This is a genomic window from Vibrio ouci (assembly GCF_004551525.1).
GTDB classification, from domain to species: Bacteria; Pseudomonadota; Gammaproteobacteria; order Enterobacterales; family Vibrionaceae; genus Vibrio; species Vibrio ouci.
Genome location: NZ_SATR01000014.1, coordinates 78,033 through 96,383 on the forward strand (window position 1 = coordinate 78,033; position 18,351 = coordinate 96,383).

Genomic DNA, 18,351 nt, shown 5'->3' on the forward strand with positions numbered 1-18,351 from the left:
TCCGAAATGAAAAAGTTGCTGTTTTACTCTCATGATAGCTATGGCTTAGGCAACATTCGTCGTATGGTTGCTATCGCAAACTTTCTGGTCAGTCGCCACCGTGAGCTATACATTTTATTGATTACCGGCTCACCAATGCTGCACGCTTTTCGCACTCAATCCAATATTGACTATATTAAATTGCCTTGCTTGCAGCGTTCTAAATCAGGTACTTACTCAGCAAAATTAGACTGCTTAAGCGCTTCGGCTCTCCTCGATTCAAGAGCAAAGATCATTCAACAAGTCATCACTGATTATGAACCAGATTTAGTGCTCGTCGATAAAAAGCCCGGAGGTTTAAACGGAGAGCTAAAACCATCCCTTTCGTTTCTTAGCTCACTAATCAAACCTCCAAAACTTGTCCTGCTGCTTCGAGACATATTGGATACTCCAGAAGTCACCCAACAATTATGGCGTAAGAACTCATATTACCAATTAGTCGAAAAGTATTATGAACAAGTCTTAGTCGTTGGTGAACAACGCATATTCGATATGGTCCAACAGTATGACTTCCCACCAAGCGTTGAGAAAATGACCGAGTTTTGTGGGTACTTACAGCGTACAGAAAAGTCACACCAAAGTAGTAAGTTACTCGCCCATTTAGCTAAGTCCGACCGCAAGCTCGTGGTTGCCGCTGCAGGCGGAGGAGATGATGGAAAATTAGTATTAGAAACTTATCTACTAGCCTGCCATCAAAGCTCGTGGAAAGATCAGGTTGATTCGATCGTTTTCTATGGGCCAGAGATGAATGTCGCAGACATTAAAAATCTACAATCTCTCGCGCAATCACTACCAAATACAACGCTAAGTGAGTTTTCACCTTACTTTATGACCTACCTCTCTGCTGCAGATTTAGTAGTGACCATGGCTGGCTATAACACTGTTTGCGAAATCCTATCGGTAAAAACACCAGCGATTCTTGTCCCTAGAGTCACTCCCGTAGCAGAACAACTTATTCGCGCTCAGCAACTGGCTAAGCTAGAGATTTTCGAATATCTCCACCCAGAGCACATTACTCCCAAAGAACTCAATAAAAAGATTGAAAACAAGCTGTTCTCTGAGGAAGCACAATTACCATTCCCACAAGAAATTAGTCTACATGGAATGGAAAAATTAGAACGTCATCTGCTCGCTTAAGTTTCAATGGTCGTTTGCTTCAAATGAGCTAGAAATTTTACGCACAACGTTGGTTACAGATATGAAAATACAGAGTAAGTATGAGGAGTAACCTATGAGTGTCGCCTATATCGTAAAACGATATCCGCGCTATTCTGAAACGTTTATCGTTAATGAAATCTTAGCCCATGAAAAAGCAGGCTTGAGTGTCCATATCTTCGCCTTGTTGCCCCCACAAGACGCGCATTTTCAAGATATTATCTCGCGAGTCAAAGCGCCCGTAACCTACCTACCAGCCAAAGCTGATCGCGCGAGTACATTTTGGGAAAGGCAAAAAAAGGTCTCACGCCGTTACCCTGAGGTGTGGCATGTGCTCGGTCAATTCCCCAGTGCAAGCGCTAGAGAAGTACTTCAATCTCTCGAACTTGCGCTGCACATCAGTCGTATGCAACTCACACATTTACATGCGCATTTTGCAACGACATCAACCACAGTGGCGCAAATAACCTCTGCCATAACCGGCGTTCCCTTCTCTTTTACCGCTCATGCAAAAGATATATTTCATCAAGATAATGATTTCGTCGCCCTAGTAACTAAGTTCCAACAAGCCAAGTGCGCTATAACGGTCAGTGATTTTAACTACGCCTATCTAACCAAAGATTTGGCGGTTCAAAATGACAAAGTGGTCACGATATACAATGGCCTGGATCTCGCTGAATTTCCCTATTCCTCACCTGAATCCCGAGAACCTAAGATTTGTGCCGTCGGTCGTCTGGTTGAAAAGAAGGGGTTCTGCGACTTAATCAGTGCTTGCCAGCAACTTAAGCAGCAGGGAATCACCTTTCAATGCGAAATTATTGGAGATGGCGAACTCAAAGCCGAGCTTCAGCAACAAATTATCGATTTAGCCGTTGAAGATGTCGTCACACTAAAAGGTTCATTACCACAAGAAAACGTAAAACAATACTTACGCCAAGCTGCCGTGTTCGCCGCGCCGTGCATCGTAGGCGAAGATGGTAACCGCGATGGATTGCCAACCGTCCTGCTTGAATCTATGGCACTCGGTACACCTTGTGTTTCGACGGATGTAACGGGAATCCCTGAAGTCATCTTAGATGGTCAAACAGGTTTAATGGTCGAGCAGCGCAATCCAAACTCATTGGCTAAAGCACTGCTCAGCTTACTGAGCCAGTCCCAGTTGAGAGTCACTTTGTCTCAGAAAGCGCGCTCGCTCATCGAAAGCCAGTTCAATATTCACAACAATGCGCAAAAGATTCGGGCTCTGTTTCAACGCTGATGGAGTTAACTATTGGGAGGAAGAAATGAAAGCTGCATACGTATGTTCTGACCGAGGAGTTCCCATTTTTGGCAGTAAAGGCTGCTCATTACATGTCCAGGAGGTCACACGAGCATTGCTCCAATCGAATATCAATGTCGATCTTCATGCGGCATCCATTGGCGGAGAGTGTCCAAACGATTTAACTAATCTTGATATTCACCGAATAAGACATGCCAAACAGCCAGATCGAGCCCTAAGGGAGCAACTAGATATTCACGATAACCTAGCAACCATTTCGGAGCTAGAATGTTCAGAGCCCTATGACTTTGTCTATGAACGATACTCACTTTGGAGTCATGCTGGCATGTCGTATGCGGCCAGTCGCCACATTCCTGCAATCTTAGAAGTGAACGCCCCGTTGGTAGAAGAGCAGAGAAAATATCGAGGTCTGATTGACGAACTCGCTGCCATTGAAGTCACTAAGCAGTGCTTTGAGGCCGCCAGCTTAATTCTCACTGTATCGGATCAAGTAGCCAACTATGTGGACTCTTACCCTCAAGCTCGCGGTAAAGTGAAGGTTCTCCCTAATGGCGTCAACACTGATAGGTTCTCATCCAATCCGGTTCCAGATTCAAGCCAAAAGAGAATATTCACATATGGCTTTGTCGGTACCCTTAAGCCTTGGCATGGTGTAGATAGGTTAATCACTGCATTTGCTTCAGTACACCAACAACTACCTCATACCCGATTGATAATTGTTGGTGATGGCCCAATGAAAGAAGCCCTCATAAGCCAAGCACAATCTCTAAACCTTATCGACTGTATAGAAATTACTGGCCTAGTCACACCGACTAATATGGCTACGATGTACCAACGAATGGACGTGGGTGTGGCTCCTTACCCTGATGATATCAACTTCTATTTTTCACCGCTTAAGGTGTATGAATACATGGCTGCTGGTCTACCTGTCATCGGCAGCGACATTGGGCAAATTAGTGACATCATCACGGACCACACAACAGGAATGACTTGCTCTGCATCAAACATCACAGGCCTTATCAAAGCCATGAAATACCTCGCAATGAATCCCGCTACCGCTATCGCATGGGGCCAAGCAGCGCAAAAAGAAGCCCGAGCACACCATAGCTGGAAACAGCGTCTCGATTGCATTCTAAGCTGGTCAGGTCTGACGTTGGAGCAAAGTCATGGCTAGGCCCAAAGGACTAAAGCAAAGCTTACCTAGCTTACTACGCTTTTATAACTACGTACTGCCTTACATTAAACAAAGGAAATGGCTCATTGTTGGTGCGTTTGTCTGTCTATTCGGCCAGACCTTACTTCGCCTACTTGAGCCTTGGCCTCTAAAGTACATTATCGATAGATTGGCATCGCCAGAGTTCAATCCTGATCACGACCTACAATCGCTTTCCTCACTACCACTGTCCACATATTTCGCTGTGCTCGCAGGGGCACTGGTCATCATTATTCTGTGTCGCGCTTTGATGACCTATACAACAACCGTACTTATGGCATTAGCAGGTAATCACATCATCATAAGTCTACGTAGCAAGGTGTTTAATCATATTCAAGGGCTATCCACCATTTACCATCAGCAGCAACGCAGTGGTGATCTGGTGGTTCGTATTATCAGCGACATGGGCCTAATGAAGGAAATCGCAATTACCGCCGCCGTTCCATTACTCGGAAATAGCCTGATTTTTGTTTGTATCGTCGGAGTCATGTTGTGGCTCAACTGGCAACTTGCTTTGGTCTCGCTGTGCACCTTGCCCCTTTTATGGTTAGTCACGCTCAGCAAAAGCAAAAAAATCCATAAAGTGGCACGTAAAAATCGCCAAAGAGAAGGGGTAATGGCAGCAACAGCCTCCGAATCCATTCATGCTATCAAATCTGTACAGGCGCTTACTTTGGAAGACCGATTTTCAACCATCTTTGGTCAAGCAAATAATAAAAGCCTGAAAGAAGGAGTGCAGGGGAAGAGACTAGCTGCATCTTTACAACGCAGTGTCGAAATACTCATGGCAATATCTACCGCACTTGTACTGTGGTATGGAGCTAACCTTGTCATTAAGGGAGCTTTAAGCCTTGGTGAACTGCTGGTTTTTATCTATTACTTAAGACGCGTATTTCGTCCAATCCGTGATTTCACCAAATACACGGCAAGGCTTGCTAAAGCCTCTGCAGCAGGTGAGCGCGTGTTAGATATCCTTGAACAACAAAAAGATGTCCAGAACCACACTGAAGCCAAAGAAGCTCCGCCATTTTCAGGACATATCCAATTTAACGAGATTCAATTTTCTTACTTAGATGATCAAGTGGCTAATCTCGATAACCTCTCCTTAAAAATAGCCAAGGGTCAAAAGGTGGCTATTGTCGGCCCTTCTGGAAGCGGAAAGTCTACTTTGCTAGCGTTGCTGCTACGACTGCATGACCCACAGCGTGGCGAAGTAACAATAGATGGTGTAGATATCCGAGATTACACCTTTGAGAGTGTCCGTCAGCAAATTTCTGTTGTGATGCAAGAAACAGCATTATTCGCAACCTCCATTCTAAATAACATTGCCATCGGCCAACAAGAAGTAAGCATGGAACAAGTGATTGATGCGGCTAAGCAAGCTGAAATTCACGATTTTATTATTTCCTTACCTAATGGCTACGATACTCCCGTTGGGGAGAGAGGGGTGACTTTGTCCGCAGGACAACGACAGAGGATTTCGATTGCAAGAGCCGCGTTAAGGCAAGCCCCAATTTTAATTTTAGATGAACCGACAACTGGCTTGGACCCGCTAACTGAACTGCATGTTAGTCGCGCATTGATGAAGCTGGCTGAGCAATCAACGGTATTATTTGTCACTCACCGAATGTGTTTCGCAGCTCATTGCGACCATGTTATCTATATGCAACAAGGAAAAATCGTTGAACAAGGCACTCACAATGAACTGCTTAAGTTAGGTGGACCTTATGCCGCTCAATTTAACTCCCCAGAACAGCAAGCTCTCGGAGGATAAATGCAGCAAGAAGATTTGAGTTTGATCGCCCAAGAACCAGAAATAGTGGGGTTACGCATTGTATTGAACGAGACCGAGATGCTACGCCTACTGCAAAAGCAGTTACCAAATGCTGGCATATGCTCGGTGAAGAAAACGTATCTGCGCTTCAAACCAAGAACCAATTGCATTGTTAGGTACCACGTCGAAAGCCAGTATGGCTCAAACCAATGGTATGTAAAAGCCTACACCGATAAAGATCAAGACAAACTTAACCGTATAGAAAGCACCGACAAAACGAAATCTAACACTCCATTCGTCATCAGAGAGCATCTGTTAATCCTTTATCCTTTTCCTCTCGATGACAAACTCAAACTCCTCCCGCGATTATTCGAACCATTCGCTTTGCAAGCGTTACTCAAGCGAGTGTTTTATTCGCCAACGTTCGCTTCCTCACAAGTCAGCAGTATTGAGCTCTTACAGTACAAGCCCGAAAGGCGTTTAGTCGCAAAGCTCAGAATGAGCAGTGGTGAAACGTTAGTGCTCAAGGCATACACTAAACAACGTTATCATTTAGCTAACCTCTCTCGACGACATAAACTCAACTCTCAGAAATTGCTCGATACTGTCGGGCGCAGTAATAAACACCATCTGCTACTGCACCGTTGGATTGAGGGCGAAAACCTAACCCACTACTACCATCTCCAAGATAACAACTCTCAGCCATTTTATGACTGCGGTCGTTACCTTGGTATGTTTCATCTACACTCTAAGACCAAACAGATAGTGACTAAAGATACTGATGAATTTGTTCATGACCTGAAACGCTGCGCTTCTGGAATTGTTCATTTGGTTCCTGAATTGGAGAGCTCGTTAGCTCCCCTTGTGACTCAGTTACTCACTGAATTAAAGTTACATAAATCGGTCAAAAGCGTTATCCATGGGGATTTTTATGCTAAGCAAGTCTTAGTCACATCTTCAGGCATTCGTTTGATCGACTTCGATGATGTCTGCTACTGGTTTTCAGGCTATGATCTAGGACTATTTATCGCTCATCTAGAGAGAGACCGAATACTCGGAACACTTTCTACTAATCAAACGCAAGAATATCAAGAAGCCTTATTAAATGGCTATCGAGAGCAACAGGATGTCGACCAAAGCGAGATTGAACTGTTTATTGCAATTGGATTACTACAGCTCTCCCACCACCCATTTCGTAACGCTCTCCCCAAGTGGAAAGCTTCTATTTGCCAGTTAATAAAACGCTGCAAGCAACATTTATCCAACTATCAATTGCTCACTCACTGCGATGAACTCTTCCAAACACTTCCGGCAGCCAGTGAGCTACTTGCGATACCTAGCGCAGAACAGATTTTAAGAGACAGCGTTGCCCACTTAACGCATGAAGATCATCTCATGAGTATTGATGTTGTTCGACATAAACCAACAAAGCGTGCCTTGATTGAATATACCTTTTCTCGTGACGACGGAGAGCAACAATCGATTTTGGGGAAGGTAAAAATAAAACACTTCGATAAACATGCATGGCAAATTAATTGCGCTCTACACCAAGCAAACTTTAACCAAGACAGCTGTGACGAAATAATGGTTCCGACACCACTTGGGAAGTCTCGTGAGCATCACATCTGGTTCCAAAATAAAGTTGCTGGACAAGTATCCCTTGAGAAATTTTGTCATAGCGACGGTATTGACGTAGCTGAGCGGGCCGCTCAAGCACTCTACAAACTGCATTCGAGTGGCATCAAAATCGAACGAACTCACACTATCAATCATGAGATAGATTTACTCGAACGCTACTTGACTCAAGCTGGTAGTTCACTGCCAAGTAGGAGAACTGATATTGGCAACATCCTAGAATATTGCCAACTCACTGCTAGCAACCTGCCGACACCGGCTTCATTAATGGTCATTCATCGAGACTTTTACCATGATCAACTCCTTATCGATAATAACCGTCTCTATCTTCTCGATCTCGACCTGTGCTGTAACGGCGATCCCGCACTGGATATTGGCAATTTCATTGCTCATATTGAGGAGCAGTGCTTACGTTGTTTTAATAAAAGGGATTATGCCCAGAAGCAGATCGATCGCTTTATCGAGCACTACCAACAGTTAGCAGGCGACGATCTAAGACAATGCATTGAAACCTACACGCTATTAAGTTGGGCAAGGCATATCTTCATTAGCCAGAGAATCAGTGAACGAAACCAGTGGACAGAACAAATCATACAAGTGTGTAAAGATAAGATTCGCCAAAACATTAAATGATTACAGAGACTTCAATCAGTACCGTAGATATCTCGAGAGTAAATTTTATCTACAACATCCATTAAGTCTTGGCTGATTCGATTGGCTAAAATAATACTCGCCGCTTGCTTAAATTCACTAAGTTGATGGATAACCTCACACTGATGAAAGACTGACTTTGATAACTTCGGCTCGTAGATAACCACTCGCATGCCTTTCGCTTTAAGTCGATCAATCACGCCAAGTATGGCCGATGAACGGAAGTTATCAGAGCCAACTTTTGTGATGAGTCGATAGACCCCTACTACGCTCGGCTGACGGGACAAGATAACATTGACAATATGATCTTTGCGCACAGAGTTAGATTCAACAATACCGCTGATCATTCGATTCGGGATGCCTTCAAAATTGCTGTATAACTGCTTAGTGTCTTTCGGTAGACAATATCCACCATATCCAAACGACGGATTATTGTAGTACTGGCCAATTCTAGGGTCGTAGCAAACACCTTCAATGATATCTCTGCTATTGAGATGATTAATCTCTGCGTAGGTATCCAACTCGTTGAAAAAAGCCACGCGCATGGCGAGGAACGTATTGGCAAACAGCTTTATTGATTCCGCTTCGCAAGAGTCGGTATAGATAATGACAGGATCTGCCACTTTGGCTCCTTGCGATAACAATTGTCCAAATACTTTGGCAGTGTGCGACTGGCCTCCAACAATGATCCGAGATGGGTATAAACAATCATATAGTGCCTTACCTTCTCGAAGAAATTCCGGTGAGAAAAGAATGTCGCGATGCAGATAACGCTCCCTTGCTTGATAGGTATAATTAACTGGGACGGTACTTTTAATCACGATAGTCGCAGATGGGTTAAGATCAATTGCTCTACCCATGACTTGATCAACGATCTGAGTGTCAAATGTACGAGACTCTGTGTCATAGTCGGTAGGAGCTGCAATAATGATGAAATCGGCATCACAGTATGCCAGTTGCTCATCCGTCGTTGCAGTCAGCTGCAACGAGTGTTCTCGAAGAAACACCTCAATATCACTGTCTTCAATTGGAGATAACTGTTGGTTAACCATCAAGACTTTGCTTGCATCAACATCAAGCAGAATCACCTCATTATGCTGAGCTAATAAAATGGCGTTGGCTAGCCCGACATACCCGATTCCTACCACTGCAATTTTCATATCATGCCTATATTGGGTGAAATATAATATACGACGATTTGATTAGAATTATTGTTATGGCCTAGCCTGAATTGAGTATAGCTAACAACAATCAACTATTGGTTATAAATCACTGGCGTTTTGCCTTTCCACTCTTGCCATAGGTCATCTTCCACCACCAATCGACACAGGGCATTAGCAACATTGATACGGCTGGTTTCCCCGGCATCAAACAAAGCGCTGCGTATTGGGCTTGGGTGCCATTGATAATCACTCGTTTCTAATTGATCAATCAAAGTATCAGGTCGAATCATGGTCCACTCAAAGTGCTTACGCTTCAAACCAATCCGGCTTAAAAGCTTGGCTGCTCGCTCGTTGTCACGCTGTGGTGGCAGTAACCAGCGCAACAACATAACGACCGACTTTTCTTTTGTTGCCAGTGGCGCATCCACTGCAGAATTTCGCACACCTGTTGAACTCATTAGCGCTATCTTAAATGGCCTTGTTCTCTGTTTTGAAAGTGAAGAAATTATTCGTTCAAGGCTATCTCGAACCAACATTCTTGGCGCACCATAAACCCCTTTTAGCGTTAAGTTATGGCCAAGGCAGCAAATCGCGGCGTCACACTCTTCTAGTCGTTGCTTTAACTCCGAGCTATCGACCGACAAAGCTGTGCTGGTTATCTGACTCAAACGTGGGTGTTCCGCCAATACATCTGTTCTTCTCACCAGTGCAATAACCTCGCACTCAGTTGCCAGCAATTGAGTCACAACCAAGCGGCCAGTTGCCCCTGTCGCTCCTAGAACCATTACTTTCATCGTCACCGCCTCCCTGCTTAGTTTAATAAGTGTACCAATTTGGAATCATTTAGATCTCTAACAATTTTATATATCTAGCAGGGTATTTAGTTCATTTTCGCATTATGAGTGACGCTGCATAACTCGTCATGTATATTGACCACTTCTCAAATAAGGAAGATGTGAACTGTTGTGCTGACTAATGGATTAGAGAAATGGCTTGGAGTAAACCGTACTCAAGAAGAGTTTAGGGAAAGCGTATTTGTCTTTGCCTCTTTAACGGTGTTGTCTTCCGTACTAAGCCTGTTTATTTACTACAACACTCTATTCATTCCTAACTTTTTGCTCGCATCAATAGAAGCTGTTGGCCTCGGCTTTTGTTTATTTGCTTATTTTTGGTTGTGGCAGAGCCGTAATGTAAAAATCGCGGCGACCATCATGGTTTCAGTGATGACCGCAGTAAGCCTGCTATTTATCGTTGGGTCTGATCACAGCGAATTTGCATTGGCATTCTCTTTTCTAACGCCTGTGGTGGCGATATTTGTTCTTGGCTACAAAGTTGGCGCTGTCTTTAGCTTGTTAAACTTTGCGATTATCGCCTATATCTGTTTGATCGATATGCATAATTGGCCGCCGATTCCCTTTGATAAAATCAGCTTCATTCACCTGTCTATCGTCTATCTGTTTTTATTTTCGATTGCCTATTTCTATGACTCAGGACGCCGAAAAACATTGGCGCTACTCAAAGAGTCCAACCGACAGCTGCAAGCCTTATCTCATACCGATATGTTGACTCAACTCTTTAACCGTCGTCATATGGAAGCACTGCTACAACAACCGCAAAAAGTGAAATGGCTGGCAATAGTCGATATTGATGACTTCAAGAAGATCAACGATGACTATGGTCATGATGTCGGTGATCAAGTATTGATTCAAACCGCACGTACGTTAGAAGTGGAAACCAAGCATGTCGGCCAAGTTGGGCGATGGGGCGGCGAAGAATTTCTAATTGCGTTTGAGGTTGCGGACTATTCGATCATTGAAGAGCGGATGAGAGCGATTCAAACCCTCATCTCAAACCAAGACTTTGGGCTTGAACGGCCAGTTACCGTAAGTTGTGGGGTTGCTCATCACCAAGGTGCCATAAAAGCTGACGCTTTCCGTCGTGCTGATGAAGCACTTTATCAAGCCAAAAACTCAGGCAAAAATTGTTTTCATGTTGCGGTTAGTTCAGGGCAATAAATCTCTATCGCGGGTGTTGTGTTCCAAAATGCTTCTTGTTAGATTGAAAAAATGAAATATATATCCGCACCTTCACTATTCTTCTTCTGGTGGCGCTCTAACTAGAGCGGCGCGGAATTCTTACATTCTTATGCTGCTGGAAGGTAGCTAAGATTGTCATCTCTTTTGTATCTCCAGTAGCGATCTATTTTCCTTGGAGATATACATATGAAAACTCAACAACACACTGAACCTAAAGAAATTATCCTTACTGGCGATCGTGCAACTGGTCCTTTGCATCTCGGTCATTACGTTGGATCTTTAAAGCAGCGAGTCGCATTGCAATCCACTTGTGAGCAAAACATTCTAGTTGCAGACATGCAAGGTCTGACCGATAACGCACATAACACGAGTAAGGTCTCATCCAACATTCTCAATGTGGTCGCAGACTACCTAGCTGTGGGGATCGACCCTTCACAAACCACCATTTGTCTGCAATCACAGTTGCCAGCCTTGGCTGAACTGACCATGTTTTACAGCAACTTAGTTACCATCGCTAGACTGGAACGTAACCCAACCGTAAGAAGTGAAATTCAAAGCAAAGGCTTTCAACGTTCATTACCCGCAGGATTTCTCACCTACCCGATTTCTCAAGCAGCGGATATCACCGCATTCAACGCCACTTTAGTTCCTGTCGGTGATGACCAACTGCCTATGCTGGAACAAACCAATGAAATCGTCAGAAAGCTCAATTCGCTAGCGGGTAAAACAGTGCTCAAAGAGTGCAAGCCGCTGCTAAGCAACGCCTCAAGACTGCCAAGCACTGACGGTAAAAACAAGATGTCAAAAAGCATGGGTAACGCGATTAACCTTGGCTCATCAGAAAAGGAGATTAGCGCAGCAGTAAAATCCATGTATACCGACCCTAACCATTTGCGAGTTGAAGACCCTGGTCGTATCGAAGGCAATGTCGTATTCACATATCTTGATGCGTTCCACTCAGATCCTGCTTACATCGCTCAGTTAAAAGAGCACTACCAAGCAGGTGGTCTGGGTGATGGCACGACCAAAAAAATCCTCGAAGAGTGCTTGCAAGATATGCTGCGTCCAATCCGAGAAAAGCGCGCCATGTATTTAGATGATAAAGCTCAGCTGATCGAGATCCTATCGAAAGGAAGCCAACTTTCTCGCGAGAAGACAGCTCAAGTCTTATTTGATGTAAAAGGTGTGTTCGGTCTGAACATTCTTTGAAGTAAAGCCGCAGTTGTATGAGCTTCGGGTTAGATGCCCTTCCTAGATTTGATCCGAAGTCCACATACTTGGTTAATCTGCTCCAAACCACTCACTCGGCACTTTTACCGCCACCACTTCGGCTTTGCAGCAAAGCTCACCCTGCGAATGTAGCTCACACTCAACAACCATCTTCTTCGCTGATGCTTCAACGATGTTGGCGGTTAGATGCACACTCTGTTGGAGAGGGACAGGCTTTAGGAATGAAACATTAAGGCTGCCAGTAGCAAACCATACTGGCTCACCTTCACCTACCTCTTGTCCTTGCATCTGATAACCTTTAGCAATGGCCATACACACGCAATGACAATCAATGATGGTTGAGATGATGCCGCCATTAAGAAAATGGGTCGGGCCTGCGCAGTGATGATGGGCAGGCGTAAACATACAGCTCGCCTGTGATTCTGATTGCCAATAGCTTCTGATTTGTAAGCCCAGTTCATTTTCGCTCCCGCAGCCATAACAATGGTTATTAGGGAGCTGATCTTGAATCGCTATCTGTTGCTGCATAACACCACCTATAGTCAGAGTTCTCTAGTGACTATAGTCTGAAAATGCCGGTATGTTATTGCTTTGGAATACAATTTTTCATTTGTTCAGCAAGCCATTCAATGAAGTTGGACTCCAAACTGCTTACACTGCTTGGCTCTGTGAGCACCATGTATCGATGACCTGATGGAACAAACCCAAATGGGGCAATCAATTGTGTGGCGCAGGGCTACTGCTGTTTGGAGCCATGTTGGGTTTAAAAGCTAGCCATAAAAAAAGAGGCTGCACAAAGTAGCCTCTTCAAACAAATAAGTGCAATTAAACCAACTCACCCGCCCCTTGGATTGAGCGAGCACTGTTTTCAACTAAGAACACGGTCGCTGTTTGCTTCAGCATTTCCCACTCACTGTCCTCAACGAAGATCCCCTCTTCCCAAGAGCTCTTTTGCGCGCGGCTTAGCTCTGCACTGTCAATATGAATCGCGTAACCTTCAGAGCTCTGAGTAACATCAAAGTCTTGCGTCGCTAGCTCGATGGTCATGGAATGGAAATCGCTGTGATCGCTTGCTAACTGATCCGAGAAGAAAACCTCTGGTGCCACGCAGCCACGGTTAAGTACGTACAAGGCGCGCTTCGGGCTAGTTCCATTCACCCACTGCGCGCGGCAGGCTATGCCTTTCGCAGCCAATCGCACCAGTTCACTGTATGCTAACCAGCGGTTATGACACTGCTTTAGCGTGATAGTGACCGCTTTGGATTCAACCATATTCTCTAAAGCAAAGTCCAACACAGCTGGAAGATGACAAGCAACACTACCGCCATGAAAATCAACATCAAAGCGACCCGGCTTGTGATTCTGAATCGAAACCGCGCAATCAGAATCTAGGCTAAGAAACTGGCTGGCATTGTTAAAATGCCTAACTCCATTGAGCCCTACCATCTGAAGATCAGCGACCATATTGGCTATCACATCCGCTTCACCACAGTGGCGACGCATACCCAAGAAGGCTTTGTTGACCGCTGCAACCAGTTCATTGTGAGACACGATCATGATGCAATCCCTCCATTGATTGTCTGATTATCACTTTGAGCCACGTCTTGCGCACTTGGCATAATTGGGAAAATCCACGTATCGCAGTAGTTAGGGTCGCTAATCTCTTCGAGTAGCGGCGCGCCTTGGAAGAAAGTCACTCGCACCCAGCGATCAGAGCGAGGATCAAACTTGGTTGCACCAAACACCGCCAGTTTGCAGCGTAATAGGTGCATTGGCAGTGCATCTTGGCGCAATACGTTCATTTGGATGTCACCCATTTCTCTGCAACCTAGCGTCCAAACACGGCGAGTAATCGCACGATAGTGTGGATGCTGGAGTAAGAACTCCGCCACACTCATCTCTTGCGGGCATTGAGTCAATGCCAAGTACAGGCGATTCGCTTGTCGGCCAATATCTAATGGTAGTTCTCTCTCTTCACCGATTTCCTCACCGCGTACACCTAGTCTTGGCTCTTCTTTATCTTGTGAGCGATACCAAAACCAGTAGTTGTTCTCGCTTAGCGAATAATCGGCTTCTACTGCCCACTGATATTTTTGCTCCATCAAGCTAACTAGCTCTTCAACCTTCTTGCCACTAGGGATCGCAAGCGTTTCACTGGTGTTCATTTGATTTTCGTACTTATCCACTAGCGTCGGATAAAGCTCAAGCAAGCATAAAGTCAGGATTTCTTGGGCTTCCAAACTCATGGTCTCTGCTTGCTTGAGAACTGCGCTCCAATTTGGCACACAAGTCATCACTTGCGGCAAACGCTCAATCAACTGCTCAATATCGCTAAGCGCTTGTTGATTCAAATGGTCTTGATGTTCATTGATGGTAATAATCTGCTCTAAGTGACGCATGGCTTTAACCAACAACGCGTTCAAAGGTTGCTCAAACTGCATATCACAAGGCATGGCTAACACTTCAGCCACAGCGCGCTCTCTTGATGTCATCCACTGATCGACGATACATGGGTGATTAATAAGATAAGGTGCCATACCTAAGCCTGTCGCGTTGCCCACTCCAAGGTAACGCTGCAAGCCTTTGTGCAACATAAGCGCTTTGTCACCACCTTGTTGCTCGGCTAAGTAGTGCACCCAGTCTAGGCTGAATTCACGCAATATATAAACCGCGCACATTTGAGCGCTAAATGACTGGTTGAAGTCTGGGTTATCTTCCAGCAACTTAAAATCAGCAATGCCAAATTTGCCGTTTCCGTAAACAGCAGTGGTACGGAGGATATAGCCCACTTCAGCCAGCTCTTTAGGCTCTGGTTGTTCACCACTCGCCAACGCACTGACAATATGCTCAAACACGCGAACACTCTTATTGGCACGAGCTAAAACCAACACATTATTTGGGTTACGACCGGCTTCTTGTAGCGGCACATTCGCTCTTAACTGTTCGAGTAGCGTAACGTCAACATCGCCCTTTACTAAGGCAAACGTCACATCCCATTTTTCAGCAATAACGCGATCATTGCGCTCTTCGTCAGCGATCTCGTCACAAAATACCACTAAATGATAGACGTGATTTGGCGTCGCCAGTTTGTAGATAACATGGCCAAAACCGCGTGGACATAGTTGCCAGTCATGCTTAGTGACTTGCCACTCTTGCTGAGCCATTTTACGAATCAAACTGCGCACAAAGCTGATTCGGTTTTGGTGCATTGCACCTAGCCTGTCAGGAGCCATGACGATGGCTGCATCACGCAGCGGGTTTTCAGTGTAAGTAGAACGATGTGCATCCATTTTGCTCACCACCTATTTTTTATTGTAAGAATAATTGGAGCTTGTGCAGGTGTAGGGGAATGTCCTACACAAGCTCATCGTTATTGGATTTGTTTATAGACCTTGCTCTTTAGCCATCTTGATTGCGATTTGCGGCGCATTCCAAAGTGACGGCAGCAAAATAAGCGACACCGGAACGGCAGTAATCACAATGAAGGACTGTAATGCCGAGACCCCACCGGATCCCAATGAGATAAGGATCAACGCTGTGATACCCATTGCCACACCCCAGAAGGTACGGACAACTGCATTCGGCTCTGTTTCACCACTGATCACCACACTGATGGTGTAGGTCATTGAGTCACCTGTCGTCACAATGAAAATCGTGGTTAAAATCAGGAATAAAATCGAAACCAGCATCGGCAGTGGCAACTGTTGAGTGACCGCCAATAGCGCGCCTGGTAAGTTAAAACCTTCGAAGGCTTTACTCACACTGCCCGGTTCAGCGATTTCAAATGCAAGACCAGAACCACCAACAATGGTGAACCAGAAGCAGGTAGTTAACGGCGCAACAATACTGATAGTAGAGATGATTTGGCGAATGCTGCGGCCACGTGAGATACGAGCAATAAAGATAGCCATCATTGGGCCGTAACCTAAGAACCAACCCCAGAAGAATACGGTCCACCAGCTCAACCAACCTTCATCACCGCGGTAAGTAGCCATTGGAATGAAGTTATCTAACATGCTACCGACACCTTGAATGTAGCCATTGAAGATAAAGTCAGTTGGACCAAACAGCAGGATGTAAATCATCAGAGCGATAGCTAAGATCACGTTGTAGCGACTCAGCATCTGCATGCCGCGGTTTAAGCCACTCAGCGCAGAAAGTGTGTAAAGAGCAATCGCAAATAGGATGATAATCAGCTGAGTAGTAAAGCCATCGGGAATATCAAACAAAGCGTTTAACGCGTAGCTAACCTGCAAGCCTAAGAAGCCAATCGGACCAATGGTGCCCGCCGCAACCGCGATAATACAACACGCATCAATCAGTGCGCCGGTATGGCCTTTGAGTGCTCTTTCTCCCAATACAGGATAAAGAAGAATGCGCGGTTTCAGTGGTAAGCCCTTGTCATAATGAAGATGCATCACAACAATCGAAGTTAAACTGCCGACAATCGCCCAAGCAAGGAAACCCCAGTGCATAAAGGATTGCGACAGTGCGTTGACCGCCCCTTGTTGCGGGTTGTCTTGCGCGCCATACAGAGGTGGTGGGCTGACATAGTGAGCAATCGGCTCTGCCGCCGCCCAGAACACCCCGCCACCAGCCAGTAGCGTACAGAAGATAATTGCCATCCAACGGAACGCATCCATTTCAGGCTGAGTTGTGCCACCTAAAATCACTTTGCCTGTTCGCCCTGCCGCTAATCCAAGACCAATAAGAAAAGTGAGAAGAAGTAGGATTTGCCAGTAAGGCCCAAAGACCTCCACCGACCAACCAAAGCCGGCATTAACGATAGAAGAGAGTAACTCGCCATCGTAGAGCGCTAAGGCAACAAATAGCGCGATAAAACCACCGCTATACCAAAATGCAGGATTACTTAATCCCAATTTATCCGGTGAATTTTCAACACTGGTGTTGGATGATTGTTGTGTTGCTTTCGATTGACCCGACGACACATTCATCGTGGTCTCTTTCATGCTATTGGTTAGATCAGACATACTCTGACTCCAGAACTGTTTTGCAGCAGCCGACAACTCGCAGCAAAGTTGAATTAACACCTACTTTGTAGTTTTTTTATGAGCAGGCTTTTCCATGTTTAGGGCGTTATGTAATGCATTGTTATGACTTAATGCACGGTTATGAAATGGGCTCCAGACCTTCTTGTAGGAAGTTAAACCAATTTCCACCCAGTATTTGTCCCGCCTCAGGTTCACTGAACCCATGGCGAATTAACCCGTTGTAGATATTTTCCATCCCCTTGCTGCCACTGAACCATGGCAAAGCGTCAGGCCAGCCAAAATTGCTTGCTGAGCCTTCACCGTAATCCATCGCTTTTGACCAACGGCCATTACGCATCCATTCCAGCACTTGTTGCGGTTGGTTAAGGCATAAGTCACTACCGATACCAAGATGTTCTACCCCAAATAGGTCTGCGGTTTTCGCCACCATTTGGCAAAAATCATCAAGGCTACATTGGCTGCCATTGGGCAGATGGAAGGGGTATAAGCTAAAGCCAATCAAACCACCACGCTGGGTAAGCGCCTGAATGACAGTATTGGATTTATTGCGCAGCGCATCATGGGCAAAAGTTGGGTTGGCATGACTGATACAAATAGGACGAGAAGAGAGATCAATCGCTTCAAGTGTTGATCGCTCCGCGCTGTGGGACATATCGATAATCATGCCGACGCGATTCATCTCTTCGATCGCTTGCTTACCAAAACGAGTCACACCTGAGTCATTTTGCTCGTAGCAGCCCGTCGCAAGTAAGCTCTGGTTGTTGTAAGTCAGCTGCATGATCAGCAGACCTTGGCGACGCATGACTTCAATTAGGCCAATTTCATCATCAATCGGAGAGCAGTTTTGCGCGCCAAAGAAGACCCCTACTTTGCCCTGTGCTTTTGCCGTCTCGACATCAGCCATCGAATAGATTGGCATGATCAGGTCGGCGTTTTGTTCAAAGCGTAAGTTCCACTCGGCAAATCGAGTCAGTGTTTCACGCGCGTTTTCGTGATAGACAATCGTTGCGTGAACCGCGGTGATGCCACTCGCTTTCAAAGTTTGAAAATACTCACGATCCCAATTGCAGTACTGCAGTCCATCGATCACAATCCGTTCTTGGTACATAACCACTCCTTAATCTTTCCCTGTCCTTTACATTGCTTCTTATTGAGTCGGGAGCA

General features: G+C 45.3%; 14 protein-coding genes. 7 read left to right on the forward strand and 7 right to left on the reverse strand.

Annotated elements, in window-relative coordinates; genetic code table 11:
- The first annotated feature begins 6 nt into the window (after nucleotides 1-6).
- From ELS82_RS10965 to ELS82_RS10985, 5 genes are all read left to right on the forward strand, one after another.
- On the forward strand, nucleotides 7-1,176 hold the full coding sequence (locus ELS82_RS10965; RefSeq protein ID WP_134835521.1) for a glycosyltransferase family protein: 1,170 nt from the start codon (nucleotides 7-9) through the stop codon (nucleotides 1,174-1,176).
- A 94-nt stretch (nucleotides 1,177-1,270) separates the two neighbouring features.
- Nucleotides 1,271-2,452, forward strand: a complete 1,182-nt coding sequence (locus tag ELS82_RS10970) for a glycosyltransferase (protein ID WP_134835522.1) — start codon at nucleotides 1,271-1,273, stop codon at nucleotides 2,450-2,452.
- Nucleotides 2,453-2,477: 25 nt separating this feature from the next.
- Nucleotides 2,478-3,647: a glycosyltransferase family 4 protein gene (locus ELS82_RS10975; RefSeq protein ID WP_134835523.1), complete on the forward strand. Its 1,170-nt coding sequence runs from the start codon at nucleotides 2,478-2,480 to the stop codon at nucleotides 3,645-3,647.
- Entirely contained in the window at nucleotides 3,640-5,460 is a 1,821-nt protein-coding gene (locus ELS82_RS10980; protein ID WP_134835524.1) for an ABC transporter ATP-binding protein, read from the forward strand. Before ELS82_RS10975 ends, ELS82_RS10980 begins: the two co-directional genes overlap by 8 nt.
- Nucleotides 5,461-7,728, forward strand: coding sequence for a phosphotransferase (locus ELS82_RS10985; RefSeq protein WP_134835525.1), 2,268 nt, complete (start codon nucleotides 5,461-5,463; stop codon nucleotides 7,726-7,728). It abuts the gene before it with no gap.
- Between the two features lie 11 nt (nucleotides 7,729-7,739).
- Here ELS82_RS10985 and ELS82_RS10990 read toward each other — a convergent pair whose 3' ends face one another.
- Nucleotides 7,740-8,906, reverse strand: a complete 1,167-nt coding sequence (locus ELS82_RS10990) for a nucleotide sugar dehydrogenase (protein ID WP_134835526.1) — start codon at nucleotides 8,904-8,906, stop codon at nucleotides 7,740-7,742.
- 95 nt (nucleotides 8,907-9,001) lie between these two features.
- Nucleotides 9,002-9,703: an NAD(P)-dependent oxidoreductase gene (locus ELS82_RS10995; protein ID WP_134835527.1), complete on the reverse strand. Its 702-nt coding sequence runs from the start codon at nucleotides 9,701-9,703 to the stop codon at nucleotides 9,002-9,004.
- Between the two features lie 171 nt (nucleotides 9,704-9,874).
- Here ELS82_RS10995 and ELS82_RS11000 point away from each other — a divergent pair, with 171 nt between their 5' ends.
- On the forward strand, nucleotides 9,875-10,924 hold the full coding sequence (locus ELS82_RS11000; RefSeq protein ID WP_134835528.1) for a GGDEF domain-containing protein: 1,050 nt from the start codon (nucleotides 9,875-9,877) through the stop codon (nucleotides 10,922-10,924).
- Between the two features lie 207 nt (nucleotides 10,925-11,131).
- A complete protein-coding gene (trpS, locus tag ELS82_RS11005) occupies nucleotides 11,132-12,154 on the forward strand; it encodes a tryptophan--tRNA ligase (protein ID WP_134835529.1) in 1,023 nt (340 codons plus the stop codon).
- Between the two features lie 72 nt (nucleotides 12,155-12,226).
- Here trpS and ELS82_RS11010 read toward each other — a convergent pair whose 3' ends face one another.
- From ELS82_RS11010 to ELS82_RS11035, 5 genes are all read right to left on the reverse strand, one after another.
- The gene (locus ELS82_RS11010) at nucleotides 12,227-12,703 is read right to left on the reverse strand and encodes a PaaI family thioesterase (RefSeq protein WP_134835530.1); all 477 of its coding nucleotides are present in this window, start codon (nucleotides 12,701-12,703) and stop codon (nucleotides 12,227-12,229) included.
- Nucleotides 12,704-13,000: 297 nt separating this feature from the next.
- Nucleotides 13,001-13,732, reverse strand: a complete 732-nt coding sequence (locus tag ELS82_RS11020; protein WP_134835531.1) for a DUF3726 domain-containing protein — start codon at nucleotides 13,730-13,732, stop codon at nucleotides 13,001-13,003.
- Nucleotides 13,729-15,465, reverse strand: coding sequence for a hypothetical protein (locus tag ELS82_RS11025; protein WP_134835532.1), 1,737 nt, complete (start codon nucleotides 15,463-15,465; stop codon nucleotides 13,729-13,731). The genes ELS82_RS11020 and ELS82_RS11025 overlap by 4 nt, the downstream gene beginning before the upstream one ends.
- A 93-nt stretch (nucleotides 15,466-15,558) precedes the next feature.
- The gene (locus ELS82_RS11030; protein ID WP_134835533.1) at nucleotides 15,559-17,166 is read right to left on the reverse strand and encodes a BCCT family transporter; all 1,608 of its coding nucleotides are present in this window, start codon (nucleotides 17,164-17,166) and stop codon (nucleotides 15,559-15,561) included.
- 139 nt (nucleotides 17,167-17,305) lie between these two features.
- Entirely contained in the window at nucleotides 17,306-18,295 is a 990-nt protein-coding gene (locus ELS82_RS11035; RefSeq protein ID WP_134835534.1) for a membrane dipeptidase, read from the reverse strand.
- Between the last annotated feature and the right edge of the window lie 56 nt (nucleotides 18,296-18,351).